At 58.2% G+C, this 22,894-nt stretch carries 23 protein-coding genes; 14 read left to right on the top strand and 9 right to left on the bottom strand.

The window, feature by feature from the left end:
• Positions 1–26: 26 nt before the first annotated feature.
• Positions 27–254, bottom strand: a complete 228-nt coding sequence (locus ABLV04_RS23960) for a DUF1272 domain-containing protein (protein WP_044522234.1) — start codon at positions 252–254, stop codon at positions 27–29.
• A 111-nt stretch (positions 255–365) separates the two neighbouring features.
• The gene (locus ABLV04_RS23955) at positions 366–1,559 is read right to left on the bottom strand and encodes a zinc-dependent alcohol dehydrogenase (protein WP_048334729.1); all 1,194 of its coding nucleotides are present in this window, start codon (positions 1,557–1,559) and stop codon (positions 366–368) included.
• Positions 1,560–2,167: 608 nt separating this feature from the next.
• Between ABLV04_RS23955 and ABLV04_RS23950 the strand changes: the two genes are divergently transcribed.
• The 6 genes from ABLV04_RS23950 to cydB all read left to right on the top strand — a co-directional run bounded on the left by ABLV04_RS23950 (position 2,168) and on the right by cydB (position 6,843).
• Positions 2,168–2,353: a general stress protein gene (locus tag ABLV04_RS23950; protein ID WP_004150795.1), complete on the top strand. Its 186-nt coding sequence runs from the start codon at positions 2,168–2,170 to the stop codon at positions 2,351–2,353.
• Positions 2,354–2,443: 90 nt separating this feature from the next.
• Positions 2,444–2,938, top strand: a complete 495-nt coding sequence (locus ABLV04_RS23945; RefSeq protein WP_023289213.1) for a ferritin-like domain-containing protein — start codon at positions 2,444–2,446, stop codon at positions 2,936–2,938.
• A 26-nt stretch (positions 2,939–2,964) separates the two neighbouring features.
• The gene (locus ABLV04_RS23940) at positions 2,965–3,471 is read left to right on the top strand and encodes a ferritin-like domain-containing protein (protein ID WP_023289214.1); all 507 of its coding nucleotides are present in this window, start codon (positions 2,965–2,967) and stop codon (positions 3,469–3,471) included.
• A 15-nt stretch (positions 3,472–3,486) separates the two neighbouring features.
• Positions 3,487–4,374 (top strand): manganese catalase family protein, encoded by an 888-nt coding sequence (locus ABLV04_RS23935; RefSeq protein WP_050533966.1) that lies wholly within the window; start codon positions 3,487–3,489, stop codon positions 4,372–4,374.
• Positions 4,375–4,429: 55 nt separating this feature from the next.
• Positions 4,430–5,836, top strand: coding sequence for a cytochrome ubiquinol oxidase subunit I (locus ABLV04_RS23930; protein ID WP_023289216.1), 1,407 nt, complete (start codon positions 4,430–4,432; stop codon positions 5,834–5,836).
• Entirely contained in the window at positions 5,833–6,843 is a 1,011-nt protein-coding gene (gene cydB, locus ABLV04_RS23925) for a cytochrome d ubiquinol oxidase subunit II (RefSeq protein WP_048297273.1), read from the top strand. The genes ABLV04_RS23930 and cydB overlap by 4 nt, the downstream gene beginning before the upstream one ends.
• Here cydB and ABLV04_RS23920 read toward each other — a convergent pair.
• Genes ABLV04_RS23920 through ABLV04_RS23910 form a run of 3 tightly spaced genes read right to left on the bottom strand, consistent with a single transcriptional unit; the run spans position 6,837 to position 10,016 of the window.
• Positions 6,837–7,757 (bottom strand): HlyD family secretion protein, encoded by a 921-nt coding sequence (locus ABLV04_RS23920; protein ID WP_023289218.1) that lies wholly within the window; start codon positions 7,755–7,757, stop codon positions 6,837–6,839. The two genes, cydB and ABLV04_RS23920, sit on opposite strands and share 7 nt — an antisense overlap.
• A complete protein-coding gene (locus ABLV04_RS23915) occupies positions 7,754–7,966 on the bottom strand; it encodes a DUF1656 domain-containing protein (protein ID WP_087827280.1) in 213 nt (70 codons plus the stop codon). Before ABLV04_RS23915 ends, ABLV04_RS23920 begins: the two co-directional genes overlap by 4 nt.
• Positions 7,959–10,016 carry an FUSC family protein gene (locus ABLV04_RS23910; protein ID WP_147733748.1) on the bottom strand — a complete coding sequence of 686 codons (2,058 nt, stop codon included), beginning with the start codon at positions 10,014–10,016 and terminating at the stop codon, positions 7,959–7,961. Before ABLV04_RS23910 ends, ABLV04_RS23915 begins: the two co-directional genes overlap by 8 nt.
• Before the next feature lie 77 nt (positions 10,017–10,093).
• Between ABLV04_RS23910 and ABLV04_RS23905 the strand changes: the two genes are divergently transcribed.
• Positions 10,094–10,888, top strand: coding sequence for a helix-turn-helix transcriptional regulator (locus ABLV04_RS23905; RefSeq protein ID WP_147733749.1), 795 nt, complete (start codon positions 10,094–10,096; stop codon positions 10,886–10,888).
• Between the two features lie 59 nt (positions 10,889–10,947).
• Here ABLV04_RS23905 and ABLV04_RS23900 read toward each other — a convergent pair whose 3' ends face one another.
• On the bottom strand, positions 10,948–11,145 hold the full coding sequence (locus ABLV04_RS23900) for a hypothetical protein (RefSeq protein WP_023289222.1): 198 nt from the start codon (positions 11,143–11,145) through the stop codon (positions 10,948–10,950).
• A gap of 568 nt (positions 11,146–11,713) precedes the next feature.
• On the opposite strand from ABLV04_RS23900, the gene ABLV04_RS23895 reads away from it, so the two are divergent.
• The 4 genes from ABLV04_RS23895 (at position 11,714) to ABLV04_RS23880 (ending at position 14,206) form a co-directional block, all read left to right on the top strand.
• Entirely contained in the window at positions 11,714–12,346 is a 633-nt protein-coding gene (locus ABLV04_RS23895) for a helix-turn-helix domain-containing protein (protein WP_147733750.1), read from the top strand.
• A gap of 45 nt (positions 12,347–12,391) precedes the next feature.
• Positions 12,392–12,547, top strand: coding sequence for a hypothetical protein (locus ABLV04_RS23890; RefSeq protein ID WP_032429125.1), 156 nt, complete (start codon positions 12,392–12,394; stop codon positions 12,545–12,547).
• Between the two features lie 426 nt (positions 12,548–12,973).
• Entirely contained in the window at positions 12,974–13,660 is a 687-nt protein-coding gene (locus ABLV04_RS23885) for an EAL domain-containing protein (protein ID WP_023289224.1), read from the top strand.
• Between the two features lie 135 nt (positions 13,661–13,795).
• Positions 13,796–14,206 carry a Spy/CpxP family protein refolding chaperone gene (locus tag ABLV04_RS23880; RefSeq protein ID WP_023289225.1) on the top strand — a complete coding sequence of 137 codons (411 nt, stop codon included), beginning with the start codon at positions 13,796–13,798 and terminating at the stop codon, positions 14,204–14,206.
• Between the two features lie 84 nt (positions 14,207–14,290).
• Here the strand turns inward: ABLV04_RS23880 and ABLV04_RS23875 are convergent, their stop codons facing one another.
• Positions 14,291–15,793 (bottom strand): UbiD family decarboxylase, encoded by a 1,503-nt coding sequence (locus ABLV04_RS23875; protein ID WP_023289226.1) that lies wholly within the window; start codon positions 15,791–15,793, stop codon positions 14,291–14,293.
• A gap of 119 nt (positions 15,794–15,912) precedes the next feature.
• Between ABLV04_RS23875 and ABLV04_RS23870 the strand changes: the two genes are divergently transcribed.
• Positions 15,913–16,812 (top strand): LysR substrate-binding domain-containing protein, encoded by a 900-nt coding sequence (locus ABLV04_RS23870; protein WP_023289227.1) that lies wholly within the window; start codon positions 15,913–15,915, stop codon positions 16,810–16,812.
• On the opposite strand, the gene ABLV04_RS23865 is transcribed toward ABLV04_RS23870, so the two are convergent.
• Positions 16,809–18,593 carry a diguanylate cyclase gene (locus ABLV04_RS23865; RefSeq protein WP_023289228.1) on the bottom strand — a complete coding sequence of 595 codons (1,785 nt, stop codon included), beginning with the start codon at positions 18,591–18,593 and terminating at the stop codon, positions 16,809–16,811. The genes ABLV04_RS23870 and ABLV04_RS23865 overlap by 4 nt on opposite strands.
• Before the next feature lie 72 nt (positions 18,594–18,665).
• Positions 18,666–19,874 (bottom strand): HD domain-containing phosphohydrolase, encoded by a 1,209-nt coding sequence (locus ABLV04_RS23860; RefSeq protein WP_023289229.1) that lies wholly within the window; start codon positions 19,872–19,874, stop codon positions 18,666–18,668.
• 303 nt (positions 19,875–20,177) lie between these two features.
• On the opposite strand from ABLV04_RS23860, the gene fraE reads away from it, so the two are divergent.
• Positions 20,178–21,221, top strand: coding sequence for a fructose-asparagine asparaginase (gene fraE / locus ABLV04_RS23855; RefSeq protein WP_023289230.1), 1,044 nt, complete (start codon positions 20,178–20,180; stop codon positions 21,219–21,221).
• Positions 21,222–21,895: 674 nt separating this feature from the next.
• Positions 21,896–22,810 carry a kdo(2)-lipid IV(A) palmitoleoyltransferase gene (lpxP, locus tag ABLV04_RS23850; protein ID WP_023289231.1) on the top strand — a complete coding sequence of 305 codons (915 nt, stop codon included), beginning with the start codon at positions 21,896–21,898 and terminating at the stop codon, positions 22,808–22,810.
• The last annotated feature ends 84 nt before the right edge of the window (positions 22,811–22,894 follow it).

The raw sequence follows: 22,894 nt of genomic DNA, 5'->3' as shown, positions 1-22,894 counted from the left end.
CGTTCGCGACGCCTGCTCATCCGGTTTTACTGCGTAGGGCGACGCAGGGTGGAGGCGGGGTGACGCCGGAGCGCCTCTTCGGGACGCACCGGGCGCCGCACCAGCTCGCCGCCGCAGTTCGGGCAATGGCCGTTCAGCCGGGCCGTCATGCAGTCCTGGCAAAAGGTACACTCGAACGAACAGATAAACGCTTCGGGTGAGTCTGGCGGCAGATCTTTATCACAGCATTCGCAATTCGGGCGTAACTCGAGCATGACCTTCTCCTGTGGTTAATGGCGGTATCCGCCACGGCGGGCCAGCGGATACTGTTTTTATATCACGGCCCGCACTGGCCGCCGAAGGGTTTCGCTGCGTTAACCTCCGCCTCAAAGCGTTGCCTTTCCGGGCTGCATCCCCGGCACGAGGATCACTTTGCGGCATGCCTCTTCACGCTTCTCAAAGATCTGATAGCCGCGCGCGGCCTCCTCCAGCGGCATATGGTGCGTGATAATCTCCTCCGGGGTGAGCAACCCTTGCTCAATTAGCGCCAGCAGATCCGGCAACCAGGCATGGACGTGGGTTTGCCCCATTTTGAAGGTCAGCCCCTTATCAAAGGCATCGCCAAACATAAATCCATGAATGAAACCGGCGTAAACCCCGGGCACGCTGACGATGCCGCCGCGGCGCACGGCGGCGATGCACTGGCGCAGCGCTTTCCCGCTGCTGCCCTCGATTTTCAGGGTGCTGAGGACGGTTTCCGTGAGGCTGCCTTTCGCCTCGAAGCCGACGGCGTCAATCACCGCGTCGACGCCGCGATGGCCGGCGGTGTTGTCGATAATCCACTGCGCCGGGTCGTCATGGTGGTCGAAGTTTATCGGGATCGCGCCATAGCGCTGCTGCGCGAAGTCGAGTCGGTAATCGTTATGATCAATGATGAATATCTGCTCTGCGCCATTGAGCCTGGCGCAGGAGGCGCACAGCAGGCCAACCGGGCCGGCGCCAAAAATAGCCACGCTGCTGCCGGGTTTGACCTCGGCGTTTTTTACCGCCTGCCAGGCGGTGGGCAGAATATCTGACAGAAACAGCACCTTTTCATCGGGTAAGGTTTCCGGCACTTTAAACGGGCCGGTATTAGCTTTGGGAACCCGCACATATTCCGCCTGGCCGCCGGGGATCCCGCCGTACAAATCACTATAGCCAAACAGCGCCGCGGGTGGCGAAATACCTTTGCGATTGAGCGTCGCCCCCTGGCCGCTATTGGTGCTTTCGCAGGCGGCATATTGCTGCAGGCGACAAAAGAAGCAGTCTCCGCAGGCAATGACAAACGGGATAACCACCCGATCGCCTTTACGAACCGCGGTGACGTCCGAACCGGCGTCCACCACTTCCCCCATAAATTCATGGCCGAAAATATCACCATGGTGCGTGCCGGGGATCTTTCCGCGGTAAAGGTGCAGATCGGAACCGCAGATCGCCGTCGCCGTGACGCGCAGAATAATATCGTCCGGCGCCTCAAGGGATGGGTCAGGCATGGTGTCAACGCTGACATGATGGGGGCCATGATAAGTGAGTGCTTTCATAGAGTCTTCTCCTGGAGAGAATGGCTGATCGCATCAGGCGCAAAGGCAAAGTGACCTGACGCTAATGCCGCCGATAAACCACCGTAAAAATAAAGCGTAGAGTACTAATAATGGAACTGCGTGATATTCCAGTCGCTGAATATATTCCACGCTTCGCTTATTTATTGACATTATTTGCCTGTTTCCCCTGAATATGCCAGGCTTAATCGGGCATGATATTTGCTCCATTTTATTTTCCAGCCGCTTCCCCAGCGGCTTTTTTTTCCTTAAAAACAAGAAAAATTCCTAATTTCGGTCGGGCCACAGGCAATACTGCCGCTTCGTTATATAACCCAACGGGAGTAACCCGCCGGTATAAATAATTGTTTGCCACATGGGGGGTCTCTACGCATTATTTCCCTGAACACAGGGGGTTAGCCGAAATGTGCCGTCTGGTTGTTTTTGATGTGTTTTATAGAATTATTCCGAATTGCTGCTAAAAGGTATCGGAAACACCGGATAATAATTTGACTAACCAGCATTACCCGCTAGATTTAAATATCGAACGACGAGTGATACGGAATATTTTCGTATCGTACTGACATAACCGATATACATGAGGTGAAAATATGGCAGAGCATCGTGGTGGTTCCGGTAATTTTGCTGAAGACCGTGAAAAAGCTTCTGAAGCAGGTCGTAAAGGTGGTCAGCACAGCGGCGGGAACTTTAAAAATGATCCGCAGCGTGCGTCCGAAGCGGGTAAAAAAGGCGGACAAAACAGCCACGGCGGTGGCCGCAAGTCTGATAATTCCTGATTATCCTTTTCCTTGCACCCTGAAGTGAAAGTATCTCCTGCGAGTCTGTCACAGACTCGCAGTTATTTTCTGACTCCGGAAGGTATTTCTATGAATATGAAAAGCATTGAAGATGTATTTATTCACCTGCTCTCAGATACCTACAGCGCAGAGAAACAATTAACCCGCGGGCTGGCTAAACTGGCCAGAGCGGCGTCCAGTGAAAAACTCAGCGCGGCGTTCAATGCTCATCTTGAAGAAACCCAGGGCCAGATTGAACGTATCGACCAGATCGTTGAGCAGGAATCCGGTCTGAAAATCAAACGCATGAAATGCGTGGCCATGGAAGGATTAATCGAAGAGGCCAATGAAGTCGTTGAGAGCACGGAAAAAAATGAAGTACGTGATGCCGCGTTAATTGCCGCTGCGCAAAAGGTCGAGCATTACGAAATTGCCAGTTACGGTACCCTGGTGACCCTGGCGGAACAGCTGGGTTATAAAAAAGCGGTCAAGCTGCTGGCCGAAACCCTGGAAGAAGAAAAACAAACCGATGTGAAATTAACCGACCTGGCGGTAGGTAATATTAATAAAAAAGCAGAAAAATAAACGCTCCCTGACACGAGGAAATCACGATGAATCACATTGAACATTATCATGACTGGCTACGAGATGCGCATGCCATGGAAAAACAGGCAGAATCCATGCTGGAATCAATGGCTGGCCGTATCGATAATTATCCGGATCTCCGTGCCAGAATCGAACAGCATATTAATGAGACCAAACGGCAAATTACCGTGCTGGAAGAGATCCTCGACCGCAACGAGATTTCGCGCTCGGTGATTAAAGATTCGATGAGTAAAATGGCGGCTCTCGGCCAGTCCATCGGCGGGATGTTTCCTTCCGATGAAATAGTCAAAGGCTCGATCAGCGGGTACGTCTTCGAGCAGTTTGAGATCGCCTGCTATACCTCTCTGCTGGCGGCGGCTGAAAAAGCGGGCGATACCGCTTCCATTCCGGCCATTGAGGCCATCCTGGCGGAAGAGCAGGCCATGGCCGACTGGCTGATCAAACATATTCCTCAGACCACGGAGCAATTTCTCCTGCGTTCAGATGCTGACGGCGTAGAAGCGAAAAAATAACCAGGAGGCAGGCCTATGTTTCGTCATGTGAAACAACTGCAGTATACCGTGCGCGTTGCTGAACCCAATCCGGGGCTCGCGAATTTACTGCTCGAACAGTTTGGCGGCCCTCAGGGCGAGCTGGCCGCCGCGTGTCGTTATTTCACTCAGGGATTAAGCGATGACGATCCCGGCCGCAAAGACATGCTGATGGATATCGCGACAGAGGAGCTGAGCCATCTGGAGATCATTGGCACCCTGGTCGGCATGCTAAATAAAGGCGCCAAAGGGGCGCTGGCGGAGGGCACCGAGAGCGAGGCGGAACTCTATCGTTCGCTCACCGCCAACGGCAACGACAGCCATATTACGTCGTTACTGTACGGCGGCGGTACCCCGCTGACCAATTCGGCGGGCGTGCCGTGGACGGCGGCCTACATTGATACTATCGGCGAACCCACCGCCGACCTGCGGTCAAACGTCGCGGCGGAGGCGAGGGCGAAGATCGTCTATGAACGGTTGATCAACGTGACCGACGATCCCGGCGTAAAAGACGCGCTGGCGTTCCTGATGACCCGCGAAGCGGCGCATCAGCTCTCTTTTGAGAAGGCGCTGCAGTCAATTCGCAACAACTATCCGCCGGGCAAACTGCCGCCCATTAGCGAGTACGCGAACACCTACTACAATATGTCTGAAGGTGGAGAAGTACGCGGCAGCTGGAACAGTGACAAACACTTCGATTATGTCCAGGATCCGCAGCCGGCCGTGGATGGCGGAGATGGCAGCGCCTCTGTCGGCCTGACGCCGGAGCAGGAAGCGCTGTGCAAAGCGATGCTGAAGCGAACAGAGTCTGACCCACAGGGTGATCCTTTGACCGGCGCTGAACTGGGCGCCGGTAAGCAAAACACCTCATCATCGGCTAAGTGATGTTCGCATAAGCCCCGGCTGCGGCCGGGGCGTTTCATAATGATGGGTGCGGATTATGTTTGAATTTGACGCGTTTCATCTGGCCCGACTGCAATTTGCCTTTACCGTTTCCTTCCATATTCTGTTTCCGGCCATCACCATCGGCCTTGCCAGCTACCTTGTGGTGCTGGAAGGGATGTGGCTGCGAACCCGGGATAACGTCTGGCGCTCGCTCTACAACTTCTGGCTGAAAATTTTCGCCGTCAATTTTGGCATGGGCGTGGTTTCCGGATTAGTCATGTCCTATCAGTTCGGCACCAACTGGAGCGGATTCTCCCAGTTTGCCGGCAGTATTACCGGCCCGCTGCTGCTGTATGAAGTGCTGACCGCCTTCTTCCTCGAAGCGGGATTCCTCGGCGTGATGCTGTTCGGCTGGAGCAAGGTGCCGCCGGCGCTGCATTTTTTTACCACCTGCATGGTAGCCCTTGGCACCCTGGTCTCCACCTTCTGGATCCTCGCCTCCAATAGCTGGATGCAGACGCCGCAGGGTTTTACCCTCGAAAATGGCCACCTTATCCCGCAGGACTGGCTGGCGATTATCTTTAACCCCTCATTCCCGTATCGCTTGTTCCATATGGCGATCGCCGCGTTCCTCAGCAGCGCCATGTTCGTCGGGGCCTCCGCCGCCTGGCATCTGCTGCGCGGCAACGACTCGCCGGCCATCCGCAAAATGCTGTCGATGGCGATGTGGATGGCGCTGCTGGTGGCGCCCATCCAGGCGGTGGTGGGGGATATGCATGGCCTTAACACCCTTGAGCATCAGCCGGCGAAGATTGCGGCGATTGAAGGACACTGGGAAAACCGGCCGGGCGAGGCCACCCCGCTGTTACTGTTTGGCCTGCCGGATATGGAAGAGGAGCGGACCCGCTATGGCCTGGAGATCCCGGCGCTGGGCAGCCTGATCCTCACCCACAGCCTGCATAAGCAGGTGCCGGCCCTGAAAGATTTCCCGAAAGAGGACCGGCCCTATTCGCCCGCCGTGTTCTGGTCGTTCCGTATCATGGTTGGGATGGGCGTGTTGATGATCGCCTTAGGGATCTGCAGCGCCTGGCTGCGCTATCGGCGGCGGCTGTACCATTCGCGTCCGTTCCAGTGGTTTGCGCTCTGTATGGGGCCCGCCGGTCTTATTGCGCTGGTCGCCGGGTGGGTGACCACCGAGATGGGCCGTCAGCCGTGGGTGATCTACGGTTTGCTGCGCACCCGGGACGCGGTGTCGTTGCACAGTACGCTGCAGATGGCTATCAGCCTGCTGGTGTTTATCGTGGTCTACTGCGCGGTGTTTGGCGTGGGGTATTACTATATCTTCCGGCTTATCAAAAAAGGGCCGCAGCCGGTGACGGAGCTGACCTCGCAAACCGCAGGCACCCCGGCGCGTCCGCTCTCGGCGGCAGAGCCGGTGCGGGATGAGGAGAACGCATCATGAGCATCGATATCTCGGTGATTTGGTTTGTCATCATTGTCTTCGCCACGTTGATGTATATCGTGATGGATGGTTTCGATTTAGGCATCGGGATGCTGTTCAGCGTGGTGCATGACGCCGAAGAGCGCGATGTGATGGTTAACAGCGTGGCGCCCGTCTGGGATGGTAACGAAACCTGGCTGGTGCTCGGCGGGGCAGGGCTGTTCGGCGCGTTTCCGCTGGCTTACGCGGTGATCACCGATGCGCTGGTTATCCCGCTGACGGCGATGCTCATCGGCCTGATTTTCCGCGGCGTGGCGTTTGAGTTTCGTTTTAAAGCGGTTCCCTCGCATCGCACCTTCTGGGACTATGCCTTCGCCGGCGGCTCGCTGCTGGCGACCTTCAGCCAGGGGATTGTCGTCGGCGCCTTTATCAACGGCTTTGCGGTAGCCGACCGCCGCTTCGCCGGCTCGACGCTGGACTGGCTTACCCCCTTTAACCTGTTCTGCGGTCTGGGGCTGGTGGTGGCCTATCTGCTGTTGGGCACCACCTGGCTCATCATGAAAAGCGAAGGCGCGCTGCAGCAGCGGATGCGCGAGCTGACCCGCAAGGTGCTGCTGGCGCTGATGGCGGTGATCGCGGTGGTCAGCGTCTGGACGCCGTTGGGCTGGCGCTACGTGGCGGAACGCTGGTTTACGCTGCCCAATTTCTTCTGGTTCGTGCCGGTGCCGATCCTGGTGCTGACCCTGAGCCTGTGGATCTGGCGCCTGAGCGCGCGCCCCGCCAGCCACGCTCGTCCCTTTATCCTGACGCTGGGCCTGATATTCCTCGGCTTCAGCGGGCTGGGGATCAGCGTCTGGCCGAACATTATTCCGCCGCACATCTCCCTGTGGGATGCCGCCGCGCCGCCCTCCAGCCAGGTATTTATGCTGCCGGGGGCGCTGCTGATCATCCCGGTGATCCTGATGTATACCGCCTGGAGCTATTACGTCTTTCGCGGCAAAGTGTCCGGCAGCGAAGGCTATCACTGAGAGGACAGCAAGTCGGCTACTGATGATTGACCGGCGCGCCGCGCCGTCCGGTCAGGGATGACCGAAATGGTCGCGGACAGACCGGCGACCCGCTCCACACCCGCGGGCAGGGTATCGATATGGATACGCACCGGCACACGCTGCGCCAGCCGCACCCAGCTGAACGTTGGCTCGACCTGCGGCAGGCCCAGGGCGCCGGTTTCATCATTGGTATCGCCGATCCCGTGCCCGATGCTCTCCACATGGCCGGTAATAACCGGGTCATAGCCCATCAGCGTGATGTGCGCGGTATCGCCAATGTGGATGTGGCGCAGACGGGTCTCTTCAAAATACCCCACCACCCAGAAGCTCTGACCATCGATAATGGCGACGGTCGTCACCCCGGCGGTGGCATAGTCGCCGGGGCGCAGCCGGAGATGGGTCACGTAGCCGGATACCGGCGCCCGCACGGTGGCATGCGCTACATTCAGCTGCGCCAGCGCCAGTGCCGCCAGCGCGCCCTGGTAGTTAGCGGCCGCGACGCTGGCCGCGCTGTTGGTCTGTTTCAGATCTTCGCTGGAGATGACGCCCTGGATCTGCGCCCGACGTCTGGCGGCATCCTGGCGCATCGCCATCTCCTGGCGTCGGGCTTCCACCTCCGCCTGGGCGCTGCTGACCGCCAGCTTCAGCCAGCGCGGATCGATGGTATAGAGTACCTCTCCCCGATTGACCCACTGGTTGTCTTTCACCGCCACGCTGGCCACCGGCCCCGAGACATTGGGGGCGATCTGCACCACGTCGGCCCGCATCCGGCCATCGCGGGTCCAGGGCGTCTGCGCCTCCTGTTTCCAGAAAATGAAAGCCAGTAGCGCGGCGGCGGCGACGGCGCCTAAGGTCAGGGCATAGCGGCCCAGAAGTGTCAGATAAAGTGTCATACGGATAACCCCAGCGTGTGAACGCCCTGCAGGAGCAGGAAGAAAAGCGTGATAAAAAGGGACAGTCCCCACAGCGGCCGGCACGGCAGGCGACCCGGGCCGCGGGCGGAGAAGATAAGCGGTTGCAGCAACAGTGTAGCGAGCAGGGCGATAAGGCCGACAATCAGCAGGCCGGGGAAAAATACCCCGCCCAGCGCGAGGTCACGCATGGTTCTGGCTCTCCTCAGGCAGGTGTAAGGCGCAATACAGCGCGATGAGCGCTTCCGCGCGTTCGCGCGAGGCGGCATCGGTCGCCGGTAAAGCCTGGGCCAGCAGCGCATTGACCGGTTGCTCCAGGGCCGTCATGTCCGGCTGCGGGTTCAGCGCATCCAGGAGCGCTTGCACTGCGTCCGCCGACGCACTGTCCGCCTGCTGATAGCGACGGCGCAGATGGATCACGGCGAGACCGGTACGAATATCGCGCAGCATCTTGTCAAGCAACTGACCGGCTGCCGGTCCGCTCTGCGGCAGGCGGGGCAGCAGTAATGCGGTGCGGTCGATCATCAGGTTGGTCCAGCGGTGGGCATTGTGCGCCAGCCGGCCGCGAGCGGCGCGGCGGATATCGCGCTGGCACAGCGTCAGCAGTCGACGGATAGCGGTTTCCGCCTGCACGGTTTGCAGTAGGCGCATACCAAACGCCGCATAACCGACGGCGATAAATAGCGCGAGCGCGGTATTGATCGCCGTCGCGAAGTCGCCGCGGTAGCTGGCCCCCAGCTCGCACAATATCGGCAGCGTCAGGGTGATGCCCATCGCCATAAAGGTGGTGGCTGGCCGCGCCTGCAGCGAGCCGGCCAGCAGATAGACCGGGGCGAGCACCGCCGCCAGCAGCGCAAATTCGTTCACCTGCGGCAGCAGGACGAAGCTGTAGAGCAGGCTGAACAGCACGCCCCACACGCAGCCGATCAGGTATTTCACCAGATGCGCCGCCGGCGCGTCGAAGCTGGCGAACAGGCTACAGCAGACCCCGAGGATCGAGACCGCGGTGCCGCCATCGGGCCAGGCGGATCCTATCCAGATCAGGCAGCCGCTAAGGATGATGACGAAGGCGCCGAAGGAAGTCCGCAGGGCGCTGAGCGGATCGCGATGGAAAACATAACCCTTCGCCGCGCCGGCGTCGGGGGGCAGGGCAGGCGACCGCCGGCGATAAACCGCCTTCGCCAGCCGCTCGCTCTCCAGCAGGAGGCGGATGGCTTCCGCCAGATGGCGCGCCAGGCTGAGCCGCAGCGCCTCGTCCATGGTCTGCGCGTCAGCAGCGTACCGGACGATGAGCCGCTCGCAGCGGGAGAGAAGTCCGTCTGCCGAGGGCGCCGACCTGGCGGCTTGCGGGCCTGTCAGCCAGGCCTCTGCCTCCGCCAGCAGCGCCTGCAGGTCGTCAGGTGGCGGCCCGCTCCGCTGTAAACGGTCATACAATTCGCCATTGACGATCAACAGTCGCGCCAGCCGGTCGTGGATCGCTTTTCTCGCCTGGCGGTGAGGGACAGACAGGCCGTCATCCCAGGGCAGGTGGTGGTTAATGCCCTGGAGAAACTGCAGGCTCAGCGCCAGCCGCAGCGTTTCCGCCGCCACCGGCTTGCCTGCCAGCGTATCGGCGATCCGCTGGCGGGCGGTTGCCAGCGTCTGTGCCAGCGTGCTGTTAAACCGCCCGGCGATGCGCACCGGCAGCACGAAGCGATGGATCAGGCCGGCGCATAAGATACCGATGACGATCTCTTCCACCCGGGTGACGGCGAGGTCAAAAATCGTCCCGGGCGCGGAGACGGCGGGAAAGCCAATCAGGCTCGCGGTGTAGCCCGCCAGCAGGAAGGCGTACCCGCGCGGCGTGCGTTCAAGCAGGGACAGGCAGAGGCTACCCGCGATCCACAGGGCCAGCATGACGCTGCACAGGATCGGCTGGTTAACGAAGGTGGGCACGATGATCACGGTGGCCGCCGCGCCGACGACGGTCCCGACCAGCCGATAGACGCTACGGCTCAACGAGGCGCCCGCCGAGGTCTGCGAGACGATATAGACGGTGATGATGGCCCAGGAAGGCCGCTGCAGACCGATGGAGAGCGCAAGATAGTAAGCCAGCATCGCCGCGGCGAAACTCTTCGCGGCATAGATCACCGCCTGGCCATCGCTGCGCAGCGCGGCTGAGGGTGTTTGCGGCATGAAACGGCGCGCGACGGCGCCTGCGGCCCGCAGCCAGCGGGCCTGACGAAAGAGGATGATGTTCATGCCGCCGATTATTGCCGGCTTGCGCTTGCGGAGAAATACTCTATTCTGTCAAAAAATACCTGAATCTTGCCAACCGTATGCCATCACCCTTTGCCAATACGCTGTACGATCCGGACGCGTCTTCCTGCCCGGCCGTCGCGCGTCATCTTGATTTTGTCGAGTATGAAGCCGAAGTGCCGGTGCATAGCCATCGCAAAGGACAACTGATTATCGTGCTGTATGGCGCGGTGCGTTGTCGGGCGGAAAATAACCTGTGGATCGTGCCGCCTCGCTGCGCGGTATGGATCCCGGGCGGTATTGCCCACAGTGTGACCGCCACCTGGAACGCGCGCCTCAACTACCTGTTTATTGAACCCGGGGCGGCGGCGCTGCCCGACAGCTGCTGCGCGCTGGCGCTCTCTTCCCTGATCCATGAGCTGGTGGGGCGGCTTACTCGCGAAAGGGCGGACTACGCGGCGGATAGCCATGCCGGGAGACTGACCCGGGTGACCCTCGACGAGCTGGCGACCATGCCGGCGCAGCGCCTGAATCTGCCCGTCTCAGCGCACCCCAAAATACGCGCCATGGCCGACAGGCTGGTGAGTCATCCTGACGATCGCAGTACCCTGCCGGTGTGGGCGAAACGTCTGGCGCTGAGTGAACGCTCCCTGGCGCGCCTGATGCGGCGGGAGACCGGCCTCACCTTCGGACGCTGGCGCCAGCAGCTGCATCTGATTATTGCCCTGCAGGAGCTGGCCAGCGGCGTTTCGGTACAAAACGTGGCGGCTAAGCTGGGGTATGAGTCGGTGAATGCTTTCATTACCCTGTTTAAAAAAACGATGGGGACGACGCCGGCACACTATTTTGCCGAACGGCAGACCGGCACTCGTTAAGAAAAAGGGACGGGCGACGACCGCTGGCCTGACGCCCGCCAGAGAGGGCGGGCAGGGGCTTAGGCTTTCGGCGACTTGATCTTAATAATAAATCGCTCATTCAGCCGGGTGATCCTCGCGCCAATGTCGCCAAACTCGGTGGCGATTTTAAAAAAATCGTCCGCGGCGACGTCGAAATCGAGTTCAATTTTCTGATGTTGTCCTGTCGCCAGTAATTCATAGAAATGGTCAAGGCTGCGGGCTTTTTCGCTGGGCATCGTATTTCTCCATGGTCAACCAATCAGCAGGGCGTTTATGACTTATCGCGCTTTCCGGATTATTCAGCAGAATGGCAATGGGGCCTGATATAAGATTATGCAATGACAGTAAGAGTGGGGTAGGGCGATATTATTCCGTGTTGTTAAACCGTGCGGTCGCGCGTTTGCCGGCGATACCATGACGGCAGGAACAATCCTGTGGCGTCGGCTGATGATAGACATTGTTTGATGACAATTTGATGTCAGTAAAATGAACCTGCAAGGGCTCGGGATTTCATATCGCTAAATAATTTTTATTCTGTGGCTGTTAAGGTAGTTCTTAACTACTTTATGGTGATGGGGCTTTATATTTTATGGCCAACGGCGAGGGAACAACGATGCAATTACTTGATTTATTCGCAGGCTTATTGTGGTTAAGCAGCGTTATTTTCCTGCTGTTTGTTCTTGATGTGGTCATCACCCGTTATCTTTATCGTAAATAACCGACAGCGGCGACGGCGCTCGGCGTAGGGTACAGCGCCGGAGGATGATAGTATAACGCCGGGACTGATTCAGGAAGGAATGCGCGGTGGCCGGGAGAGTTGATTATGATATTGAAAAATACCAGTTTACCGAAGCCGGTGAAACGTCGCGGCTGCGGGAGCAGTGGCGCGAAGTCTATCAGGAGTGCCGTCAGCTGCAGGCCGGGGCAGAGGAGCGCCTGCGCATTGCGTTACTGAACGTCGACTATGTCACCAGCTTCGAGCTGCCTTTTCGCCTGCTGCTGGTCCGCGCGCCGCAGCTGATCGCCGACGTCCGCGAGACGCTGCAGCTCAGCCGTAAAGCCGCCGTTTTCAACGGCAAACGTTACGGCTGCGTCTACAGTTTGAAGCAGGATTTACAGGTTGTACCGGAGAGCTTTCATTACCACCTGACAAACCGCATTCGTCGCGTCGAAGCGACGGGCCTGACGGCGGCGCCGTACCAGCAGATCGCCCGGGAGATTAAACCTGCCCGGGATCGACTCCGCCAGGCATTAATCGCCGGCCTGCCGGTTACCGCGCTTGATGCCCTGTTCTGGTTCGGCAGTCAGCGGGTGGCGGCGGACATTGCCCAGCTGCGCCGGTCCGGGATGGCTATTGTCACTGAGGAGGTGGAGGTCAGCGACAATCTGTTCAATACCACCCGGCGGGTACCGGTTTATCGTCTGACCAGCGCGTGAGCGGGCCTCGCTTCGCCCAGCCGCTGCCTCTGCAGGCAGTCGACCATTGCGCCATCAAACCAGACGCACAGCCCTCTGGCAGCATGCCGCGGAGCCGGTTCCCGCCACGCGCTGACGCTGAGCATGATCAGCATCAGCGCCAGCGGAACCACGTATATTCTTTTCACTACCCTGTTCCCGCTTCGCCTTTTCTGCCAGTAAGGTAGCGGGAAAATATGACGTTTCGTTGACCCGGCTGCCTGATTTATCGCCCGCAGAAGGCATGGCCGGCGGGGCGTGCCGGGTGATGCGTTATTCATCTTCGGCATAACAATATGACAAAACTGGCGGCTTGTTTTTTTCGTTTTTATTACACCATGTTTTTTATCCTGCAGGGAAAAGCATGAAGTCGCCATGCCTGGCGGAGGGGTTATCTTGTAACTTGCTGGTTTGAAACGATATTTTAATTGTGATTTACGCGGGTCTGACAGCGGGGGCAAATTTATATTAATTCACTTTACCGATCAATAAATTATATCTTGATAGCTTTTAGCTATCGAATGTTTCTTATCGATCATTTTAAACTATTTTTGTTAGCGGGAAATATATGACATGCTTTAACCCTTTCTTATTTCTGGTATTTTTTAAATGGTTGAAGAAAACGTGAAAAATACCTCTTATCGCTTCGTTCTGGAGCCCGCTATTAGCGATGGTGGCGGCTACCACTCGTGGGAATTGCTCACTAAAGACATTATAGCACCCGCACAAAATAACACCTCAGCGCCCACGTTTTCTTTCTCCACGCTCACCGAAAGCGATAAGCTTGCACTATTTACCCGACAAATCGAGTTGCTTTCCGTATTTGATTTTTCCCAGGTCGATAATAAGCCGATCTCTCTGAATATTGATGATTTATTAAGCCATTTTATTCTGACCGACCGCTATCTCTGTGATTTTCTGCGCTCCTGTAAATACATTGCTCTGGAAATAAATGAGAATTTTCATGAATTTATCGCCGGCCGTGAACTGACGGCGCTGAGCACGCTGGCGGCGCTTTGCCCGGTCTGGCTGGATGACTTTGGTCGCGGACGAACGACGTTCCGGCTGCTGGAGCGATTTCGCTTTGATTGCGTCAAAGTGGATAAAGACTATTTCTGGGACAAAGAAAACGATCCCGCTTTGCCCGGGTTGTTACAAGCTATTCATACCCTGACCGGGCATGTGATTGTGGAGGGGATTGAAACCGAAAAGCAAAAACGGCTCATCAATGCGGCCGGGGATATCATTGGTCAGGGCCGTTACTGGAAGGATGAATATATCTTTCTTTGCTGCTGAGCGCCCGCCGGGGCCAGGTTTCGGTAACCTGCCATTCTTTTCTTATCCAGTTTTAAACGAATGCTTTGTTACAGATAGTCTTTATTCCCGCGATGATAATCCAGTCTCTTTTACTTGCCTGAAGGATAACTCATTGTGAATACACGCTTGCGTAACACCCTGATCGCCATTGCGCTGACCACCTGCTTCACCGCCGCCAGCCAGGCGTCGACCTCGGCTGACGTGCCGTCTGTCTCGCAGGACCCGGTCGTCCAGCACCTGAAGCTGAGTGAGGATCAGGTCGCCAAAATCCAGGCGCTGCGTCAGGGCTTCGAAAACAGTGTGAGCCAGATTAAAATCAGCGGCTATCAGGACGGCGCCCTGGCCGACGTGATTCACTCCGGGAAATGGGATGAAGCCAAAGTCAAACAGCAGCTGGCTGCCTTTAGCCAACTGGATCAGCAGGTGCGCTATTATCGCGTGAAATACTACTTCGACGTCAGCCAGGTGCTGACCGCCGAGCAGCGTGAGCAGGTGAAAAAAGACCTCGCCGCGGCGATCAACTAACCCGCCTTCGCCATCCGCTCCGGATGGCGCTGCATCGGGCGACAGACGCCGTGTGTCCGGCGCCTGTCGCCCCGCTTGACTGACTTACTGACCGTGGCCGTTTTCCAGACGGGCAAAATACTCCGGGGCAAACGGACGCGGGTCGACATCGGCAAACGGCGCACGCTCAAAGTGCGCTTTCAGCGCCCAGGGAACCGTGCAGTCAAAAATCGTCTTGCAGCTGATACCTTCCCCGCGGATCGACGGACTGTATTCCGGCGTCTGGGAAGGATCGAGCTGGTGACCGCGGATACCGGGGAGGGTGGTGATGCTGACATCCCCCTGCATGCGGGTGGTCATCGCCCACAGGATATCGTCGCTGTCAAAGATATCGACATCCTCATCAACCAGAATGATGTTTTTCAGTTCGGAATAGGTCGCCAGCGCCAGCAGCGCAGCCTGTCCCTGACGTCCTTCGTCGGCGGGCTGACGTTTTTTCACCTGCAGGATCCCCAGAAATTTACCGCCGCCCGCGGTGTGGGCGTAGACGTTTTGTAAAAAGCCCGGGATGGCGGCCTCGACGGCATTCCAGATACTGGCTTCGGTCGGCAGCCCGGCGAGGGTGGTATGTTCTTCCCCCGGTCCCACCAGCGTCTGCAGGATGGCATTGTGCCGCATGGTTACCGCTTTGACTTTGATCACCGGCAGCGACGGGTTGGCGCCGCCGCAGTAGCCGGGAAATTCCGGCATCGCGTGGCCGCTGTTGGTGTGTTGATCTTCTCTGACGCGCACGCCGGGCAGCAGTTCGCCTTCAATGACGATCTCGGCGCGGGCGATGGCTTTCTCCGGGACGCTGACGCCCTGCACCAGCTCCACCGGGCGCTGACGCAGCGCGCCGGCGACGCCCAGTTCGTTATAGCCAAACGGCGTGGTAGGGGCTTCGAAGCAGGCGCCAATATAGATGGCCGGATCGAGACCCATATTGATGGTTATCGGCAGCGGTTTGCCGGCAGCCTCGGCTTTCTGGCGAAACACTTCGATATGGCGGCCGGCGGCAAGAAACATCGACAGCTCATCCCGGCCCTGCACGCACAAGCGGTGGATGGTGACGTCGGTGAGCGAGGCGTCGTCAGGATCGCTGGCCAGCGCCAGGCCCAGGCAGAAGAAGGGGCCGGCGTCGATCGGGGTGTTGGTGGGCGCCGGGAGCAGGGTGCGCAAATCAAAGTCCGGATCGTCGGCCAGAAAAACCTGCTCCTGACAGGGGGCGCTGCCGGCCGGAACCACCACCGGCGCAACCGGTGTTTTCACCGCTTTACCCACCTCCAGCGCCAGCTGCGAAGCTTCGCAGCCCAGCAGCAGCGCCGCCCGCTGGCGGCTGGCGTGCATGCCCACCAGAATGCGTGAATGCGGATAGCCTTTAATATTGTTAAACATCATCGCCGGGCCAATGCGGGTGGGGCGCTTCACGGTGCCGCCGGCGCCGATATGACGATAGACGCCGGCCAGCTCGGCGTTAGGGTCCACCGGATGATTGGTTTCGAGGTATTGATTGTCATGCTGTTGCAGCAGCGCGATGGCGTCGCGCAGATCCTGAATCGGTGCGGTCATGATGTTCTCCTTAGCGTGTCGATGCGCACAGTATGCTTCGCAGGCTAATGGTTATCAATTGCATCATTCATGCGTTATTGATAAGATTTTTGTTATCAATAAAACCTATGGAGTCCGGCATGTCCTTGCGAGCGTTACGCCATTTTGTGGTCGTTGCCGAAGAGTTACATATGCACCGGGCGGCGGAGCGGTTACATATCGCCCAGCCCGCCCTCAGCCAGCAGATTAAACAGCTCGAGCAGCGTCTGGGGGTGGTGCTCTTCTCCCGCGCCAACCGCCGTCTGACCCTGACCGCCGCGGGCGAGGCCTTTTGGCAGAAGACGCGGCTGGCGCTGGAGATGGTCGACCAGGCGGCACTGGACGCCCAGCGCACCGCGCGGGGCGAGCAGGGAAGGCTGCATCTGGGGTATGTCTCCAGCGCGATGTACGACAGTAAACTGCCGGGGCTGCTGCGCGAGCTGCGCGCCGACTGGCCGGGGATTGAGCTGTCGCTGGTGCATGGCGATGTGCAAATGCTCTACGAAGCGCTGCTGGATCTGCGCCTGGATATCGCCATCATCCGCGCGCCGCTGGCCTCGCCGCCGGAGGCGCTGGTGGTCAGGCCGTTTGTGCGGGAAAAGCTCTGCCTGGCGCTCTATCAACAGCATCCGCTGGCGGGCGTGGGGGCGCTCAATCTGGCCTCATTGCGCGCGGATAACTGGATCTCGCTTGACGATCCGCAGGGCACCGGGCTGGAGCAGGTGTTTATTGACGCCTGCCGCGTCGCGGGCTTTACGCCGCAGGTGGCGCAGCGGATTAACGACGTCACCTCGATGATTAGCCTGGTCTCCGCCGGGGTCGGGGTGGCCCTGGTTCCGGTCTCGGCGCGGGCCTTACGCCTCGATAACGTGGTGTATATCGATCTTCAGGACCGGCTGGCGGAGAGTGAGCTGAGCATGGTTTACCACCGCCATATCCGTTCGGCGGTGGTGCGGAAAGTTATCTCGCTGCTCAATGCGACCGAGCAATCACCCGGTTAGCTGGTCTTCAGGCGGCCAAAGCTGACAATCCTTGAGCGGCCCAGCTCTTTCGCCCGGTACAGCGCGGCGTCCGCCGCGCGCAGCAGGCTGTCGCTTTGGGTGTGCTGCGGGTAGCTGGCGATGCCAATCGACACATCCACCTGGCCTATCTCGGTCAGACCATCTCGCAGCGTCATCGCGTGCACCTGGGTATAGATCTCGCTGGCGCACTGGTGCGCCTCGGCTTCGTCAAGGCCGGGGAGCAGCACCAGAAACTCTTCGCCGCCGTAGCGGAAAGCCGTGCCGATATCGCGCACCGCGCGCTGCACGATGGTGGCGACGCTCTTAATCACCAGATCCCCGGCCTCGTGGCCGTAGCGGTCATTGATGGCTTTAAAATGATCGATGTCGATCATCAGACAGCTCAGCGGGGTGTGGGTATGGACCGCCAGCGCCATCTGTGAATGCAGCGCTTCGTCCAGATGATGGCGATTACGCAGGCCGGTCAGGGAATCGAACAGCGCTTTTTCCAGCAGGGCGCTGCGTAAGCGCTGATTGGCCAGCGCCAGGCCCAGCGCTTCCGCCATCAGCTCAAGGTAGGCCCGGGAAGGAGCGTCACTGGCGGTAACGTTCTGAAAGGTCAGCAGCCCGATGGCTTCGCCCTGGGCGATGAGCGGTACGCAGAGCGACTGGCCGGCATACGCCTCCGGCAGATGATAGCAGGTGATATCGGGTTCGCCCTGCACCGGCGGATGGCTGAGTCCCCGACGTATCGCCCAACAGTCGTCGGGTGAAAAGGGCGTCGTCTCCCCGGCGGGCGCCAGCCACTGCGCCACGCAGCGCATCTGCCAGGGATCGGTATCCAGAATATACAGTTTCCCGGGGATCGTCGGGGCGATATTCGGCGCAAACAGTTCCGCCACCTTAATCACATCCTCAATGGTTTCACAGCCCTGCAGACGCTGGGTCATGCGCGCCAGCAGTTCGCGGATCGCCCAGTCAGCGTCGCGCTGCTGCTCCAGCTGCTGGCGGGCCAGGCCGTTCTCGCGAAAAATGCGGATGGCCTGGGCCATATCGCCAATCTCATCCACCTGAGTAAACTGCGGCGTCTCCACCGCATAGTCCTGGGAGGCGAGACGCTGCACCACGTCGCTCAGGCGAACCACCGGGTAGAGCACCCGCCGCTTGAGAATAAAGCCGAGGACGAACAAAAACATCAGCGCGGTCAGGCCGACCATGATTTCCGACAGGGTGCGCCAGATCCGCGAGCGTTCGGTGGCCTGGTCAATGGCGACGGCGGCGCGATTTTCGAGCATCTGGCGGAAGCGATCGATCTGAGTCTGCATGCGTTCCAGCTCGGTCTCGTATGCATTACCGTACAGCACGGCGATGGCCGCTGGCGCATCGCCGTGGGCGACATGCGCCAGGGCGGCCTGTTGTTCATCCTGCAGTTCAGCGGCAATCTGCAGGCCATCGTGCAGCAGCGCCAGCTCCTCGCGGCTGGCGCCGTTATCTTTCAATCTGGCCAGCCGCAGCTCAATACTTTTGTCGGTCCGCTGCAGCTGCTGGTACTGCTCCAGCGTCTCCGGCGAGGGCTTAACCACGTATAGCCGGGCGAGGTCTGACAGCGCCCAGGCGTCGTTTTCCACCTCGTCGGAGAGGGTATCAAAGACCTGGCGCTGCTGTACCGCCTGGCGTTCGACGCGGTCTGCGCTGGAGGCCATGAGCATGGCGCTCCCGGAGGCCAGCGTCAGGCCGACGGTGATCCCGTAGGCCCAGTTGGTGATGGTGGCGATTCTCACCCTGTGTTTCCTTGCATGCAGATGAAGCTGTTTTAATTATAGAACCCGTCCCCGTCACGACGGCGGTCCGCTTCAGGGACGGTGCTCGCTGCGGGGGTGTTCGAGGGTCTGAAGAATGATGGCGTGTAGCGTTTCCGCATGGTGGCGCAAAACGAGAAAGACATCGCGATCCAGAGCGCCATTTATAACATCCGTTTCCATAATCTGTAAGGCCTCCTGCCAGGCCATCCCTTTACGATAAGGGCGATCTTCGGTCAGGGCGGTGAAAATATCGGCGATGGAGATAATGCGGTCGGCGAGGGTCAGGTGATCCTTTTCGAGATGCAGAGGGTAGCCGCTGCCGTCCAGTTTTTCATGATGATTCGAGGCCCAGTTGATAATGTCGCCAAGCTCGCTGTAGTCGCTAAGGAGATCCCCGGTCATGTAGCTGTGCTCGCGTACCTGGCTCAGCTCGTCGTCATCCAGCTCCCCCTCTTTTTCCAGAATAGAAAGAGGGATATAAACCTTACCAATGTCGTGCAGATAGCCGGCAACCTGTATTTGCTGGCAGATGGGCTCCGGCAGCTGCATCCAGTGGGCAAGCTGGCGGGCGATTTCCCCCACCATAATACTGTGGCTGGCGGTAAAGCTGCTGTAGGTGTCGACAATTTTGGCAATCAGCAGGCAGACATCTTTCAGACCGTCAATATCCAGATACAGCGTGTTGATGGGGGCAATAATTTCCAGCAGCCGTTGAATATGCCCGGGATGCAGGTGCTGCCAGAAGCTCGCATTTTCAGCGACCTCGCACAGGGTATCGCAGAGTAACGGATCGATCTCCCGGTGCAGGGTGACGAACTGCTCCACCACTGCCCGCGTGGGCCACGCGGTCACGCGGCTATCCGCCGGCAGCAGCCGTTCAAAGGCATCGGCGAAATAGACAATATGCTGTTCGCGGCTACCGCGGTGCTCCGGGCTAAAGTGGTGGTCGCGAATAAAGGGGACGATGGGCCGGAAGGTTGCTAACCCCTCGAGCATCGCCGCCCCCTGGCGCTGATGCGGATCGTGGATATTATCGATGGCATCCAGCGAATGAATGGTGCGTCTATCACCCAGTACGCCGATATCGTGCAGCAGCGCGGCGCAAAAGATGGTCTGCTGCCGCTCGGCAGGCAGCCCCAACCTTTGCGCCAGCGTCAGGGCGATTAAGGCCGTTCGTTGCATATGCCGGTGCAAATCAGGGTTAATGATCTGAATGACGTTGGTGGTCAGCATCAGGGCCGACTTCAGGGCAATACGCATTTCTGTTCTCCGTTCGCGTCACCCGGCGGGCATAAATGACCTCGAGGGTGACGGAAGTGTCGATAATCTGATCCCAATGCGTGTTGTGTGTTGCTGAAAGGGTAAAAACTCATAATGTATGGGTTCATGGCGCTTGCCCGGTTCAGATCCAGTCATGCACCAGATTTGGGCGATGTTGATGCGAGAACCTTATTATTGTCTGATAGTTAACCATTTACCCCCCGTAAAAGATATCAATTCTGGCAAGCCCTTTGCATTAAGCAAGCGTAAGTTTGATTAATGTCTATGAAGGGAGTGACTTGTATGAATTTTAGAGCATTACTTGCCATTGCGTTACTGACGATGAGCAGCCTGGCGTTTAGCGAGACGCGCTTACCGCATATTGTCATTTTAGCCACCGGTGGGACGATTGCCGGCTCGGCGGCCAGCAATACCCAGACGACGGGCTATAAGGCCGGGGCAATTGGCGTGCAGACGCTGATTAACGCCGTGCCGGAAATAAGTAAAATCGCCCATGTCGAAGGTGAGCAGGTGGCGAATATCGGCAGTGAGAATATGACCAGCGATATTATTCTGCAGCTCTCGAAGCGGGTGAATGCGTTATTAGCCCGGGATGATGTCGATGGCGTGGTGATCACTCATGGCACCGACACCCTCGATGAAACCCCTTATTTCCTCAATCTGACGGTGAAAAGCAATAAACCGGTGGTCTTTACCGCCGCGATGCGTCCGGCGACGGCGATCAGCGCCGACGGGCCGATGAACCTGCTGGAAGCCGTCACCGTCGCCGCCGACCCGGATGCCCGCGGGCGCGGGGTCATGGTGGTGCTTAACGACCGCATCGGCGCGGCGCGCTTCGTCACCAAAACCAATGCCACCTCGCTGGATACTTTCCGGGCGCCGGAGGAGGGTTATCTTGGCGTCGTGGTGGGGGGAAAACCCCAGTTTGAAACGCGGGTGGATAAAATTCACACCCTGCGCTCGGTCTTCGATGTGCGTCAGCTGAAGGCCCTGCCGAAAGTGGTGATCATCTATGGTTACCAGGACGACCCGGAGTATATGTACGATGCGGCGATCGCCCATCATGCCGACGGTATTATTTACGTCGGCACGGGGGCGGGTTCTGTATCGGTACGTAGCGCCGCTGGTATTAAAAAAGCGCAGCAGGCGGGTATCGTGGTGGTGCGCGCCTCCCGCACCGGCAGCGGCGTGGTGCCCCCGGACGACAGCCAGCCAGGGCTGGTGGCCGATTCCCTCAACCCGGCGAAAGCGCGTATTCTGCTGATGACGGCGCTGACGCAGACGAAAAATCCGCAGTTGATCCAGCAATACTTCCACACCTATTGATCCTATACGGCCAGGGCGTGGTTCGCGCCCTGGCCGCGTTGTTCTCTCAATCACCCGACGCGAGTGCAAACCGGCGGCGGATCATTGTCCGTCATTCACCCCCGCCTGTTTTTATGCGCGAGGCGTAAAGAAATATTTTTTTAGCAGCCGGCGAGGGCGCCATTAAAATGCCTCCGCAGGAAAAGACGAGTATTTTTAAAGCAGGCTTAAATAAGCCTATTCTTAATTATTGTCTTAAGGCGAATTTAATCTTCCTTATGCTGATAGATTAAACAGGATGCATTCCACGGCGCGCACGCTTTAATTATCACGCCCACAAATGACGACGCGACGCGATGCGCCACGCCGCTGGCCGCGCGGCTTAGCGGACGACATCTCCCCGCAGGCAGGGCGCCCCCGGTGAAGAATTCGGTTTTTTCTGCTAGTAACGCGGATGATTAGCGTGAAAATGATATACATGATGAATATATTAAAAGGGCCGCAAGATTTAAGTTTACATTTAGTAACATTTGTGCCGCAATTATGTTTTTTTGTCAGCACGCAGTTTTTTACTTGCCGGAAGGAATTTCGCCGGATTAGTATTGTCGAACTTGCTGTACGTACCGCCTAATGATGATAAATGGACTCTGTTTTCCTTAAGCGTTACCACATAATTAATGTTTACAGGAAAAATCATGGCCTGCGTATTTCATAAACAACTTTTACACCCGCGCAACTGGCTGACCTGGTTCGGGCTCGGCATTCTCTGGTTGATCGTGCAACTGCCTTATCCGCTGCTGCATTTTATCGGCACCAGCGCGGGTCGTCTTTCCCGACGCTTTCTCAAACGCCGCGAACATATCGCCCGGCGCAATATTGAGCTCTGCTTCCCGGAGATGTCGCCGGCGGCGCGCGAGACCCTGATCGATCAAAACTTTATGTCGCTGGGAATGGGACTGATCGAAACCGGCATGGCCTGGTTCTGGAGCGATGAGCGGGTTAAAAAATGGTTTGATGTCGAGGGCTTTGCCAACCTTAATCATGCGCTTAGCGGCGGGAAAGGGGTGATGGTCGTCGGCGTACACTTTATGTCGCTGGAGCTGGGCGGGCGCGCCATGGGGCTGTGTCGTCCAATGATGGCCACCTATCGTCCGCACAACAGTCCGCTGATGGAGTGGGTGCAAACCCGCGGTCGCCTGCGCTCGAACAAAGCGATGATCGATCGCAACAATCTGACTGGCCTGGTACATGCCTTAAAATCAGGCGAAGCGGTATGGTTTGCTCCGGACCAGGATTACGGCCCCAAGGGCAGCGTGTTTGCGCCGTTTTTCTCCGTCCCGCAGGCGGCTACCACCAACGGCACCTATGTGCTTTCCCGTTTATCGGGGGCGAAAATGCTGAGCATCAGCATGGTGCGCAAGCTGGATCGCCAGGGCTACAGCCTGCACATTAGCGAAGTGATGAATGACTATCCGGGTGAGGATAAGCAGATCGCCGCCGGCTATATCAACAAGGTGATTGAGCGCGAGATCCTGCGCGCCCCCGAGCAGTATCTGTGGGTGCATCGCCGTTTTAAAACCCGCCCGCTGGGTGAACCCTCCGTCTATTAACCTTCCCGCACAGGCTGCGCTTTCAAAATCCCGACAGTTGGGGTAACGTGAGCCGGATCATGTTTTAGTCGTGCGCGAAGGAGT

The organism is Klebsiella sp. JN_Kp127, assembly GCF_040062505.1.
Classification (GTDB): domain Bacteria; phylum Pseudomonadota; class Gammaproteobacteria; order Enterobacterales; family Enterobacteriaceae; genus Klebsiella; species Klebsiella quasipneumoniae.
This window is presented reverse-complemented; position numbering and strand designations above follow the sequence as displayed.

Excerpts from the sequence above, each read along its gene's own strand:
- ABLV04_RS23940 (WP_023289214.1), top strand. The coding sequence starts at position 2,965 with ATGAATCACATTGAACATTATCATGACTGGCTACGAGATGCGCATGCC.
- cydB (WP_048297273.1), top strand. The coding sequence starts at position 5,833 with ATGAGCATCGATATCTCGGTGATTTGGTTTGTCATCATTGTCTTCGCC.
- ABLV04_RS23935 (WP_050533966.1), top strand. The coding sequence starts at position 3,487 with ATGTTTCGTCATGTGAAACAACTGCAGTATACCGTGCGCGTTGCTGAA.
- ABLV04_RS23860 (WP_023289229.1), bottom strand. The coding sequence starts at position 19,874 with ATGCGTATTGCCCTGAAGTCGGCCCTGATGCTGACCACCAACGTCATT.
- ABLV04_RS23900 (WP_023289222.1), bottom strand. The coding sequence starts at position 11,145 with ATGCCCAGCGAAAAAGCCCGCAGCCTTGACCATTTCTATGAATTACTG.
- ABLV04_RS23955 (WP_048334729.1), bottom strand. The coding sequence starts at position 1,559 with ATGAAAGCACTCACTTATCATGGCCCCCATCATGTCAGCGTTGACACC.
- ABLV04_RS23910 (WP_147733748.1), bottom strand. The coding sequence starts at position 10,016 with ATGAACATCATCCTCTTTCGTCAGGCCCGCTGGCTGCGGGCCGCAGGC.
- ABLV04_RS23915 (WP_087827280.1), bottom strand. The coding sequence starts at position 7,966 with ATGCGTGACCTCGCGCTGGGCGGGGTATTTTTCCCCGGCCTGCTGATT.
- ABLV04_RS23945 (WP_023289213.1), top strand. The coding sequence starts at position 2,444 with ATGAATATGAAAAGCATTGAAGATGTATTTATTCACCTGCTCTCAGAT.
- ABLV04_RS23950 (WP_004150795.1), top strand. The coding sequence starts at position 2,168 with ATGGCAGAGCATCGTGGTGGTTCCGGTAATTTTGCTGAAGACCGTGAA.
- ABLV04_RS23870 (WP_023289227.1), top strand. The coding sequence starts at position 15,913 with ATGTCCTTGCGAGCGTTACGCCATTTTGTGGTCGTTGCCGAAGAGTTA.
- ABLV04_RS23920 (WP_023289218.1), bottom strand. The coding sequence starts at position 7,757 with ATGACACTTTATCTGACACTTCTGGGCCGCTATGCCCTGACCTTAGGC.
- lpxP (WP_023289231.1), top strand. The coding sequence starts at position 21,896 with ATGGCCTGCGTATTTCATAAACAACTTTTACACCCGCGCAACTGGCTG.
- fraE (WP_023289230.1), top strand. The coding sequence starts at position 20,178 with ATGAATTTTAGAGCATTACTTGCCATTGCGTTACTGACGATGAGCAGC.
- ABLV04_RS23885 (WP_023289224.1), top strand. The coding sequence starts at position 12,974 with ATGGTTGAAGAAAACGTGAAAAATACCTCTTATCGCTTCGTTCTGGAG.
- ABLV04_RS23930 (WP_023289216.1), top strand. The coding sequence starts at position 4,430 with ATGTTTGAATTTGACGCGTTTCATCTGGCCCGACTGCAATTTGCCTTT.
- ABLV04_RS23960 (WP_044522234.1), bottom strand. The coding sequence starts at position 254 with ATGCTCGAGTTACGCCCGAATTGCGAATGCTGTGATAAAGATCTGCCG.
- ABLV04_RS23905 (WP_147733749.1), top strand. The coding sequence starts at position 10,094 with ATGCCATCACCCTTTGCCAATACGCTGTACGATCCGGACGCGTCTTCC.
- ABLV04_RS23875 (WP_023289226.1), bottom strand. The coding sequence starts at position 15,793 with ATGACCGCACCGATTCAGGATCTGCGCGACGCCATCGCGCTGCTGCAA.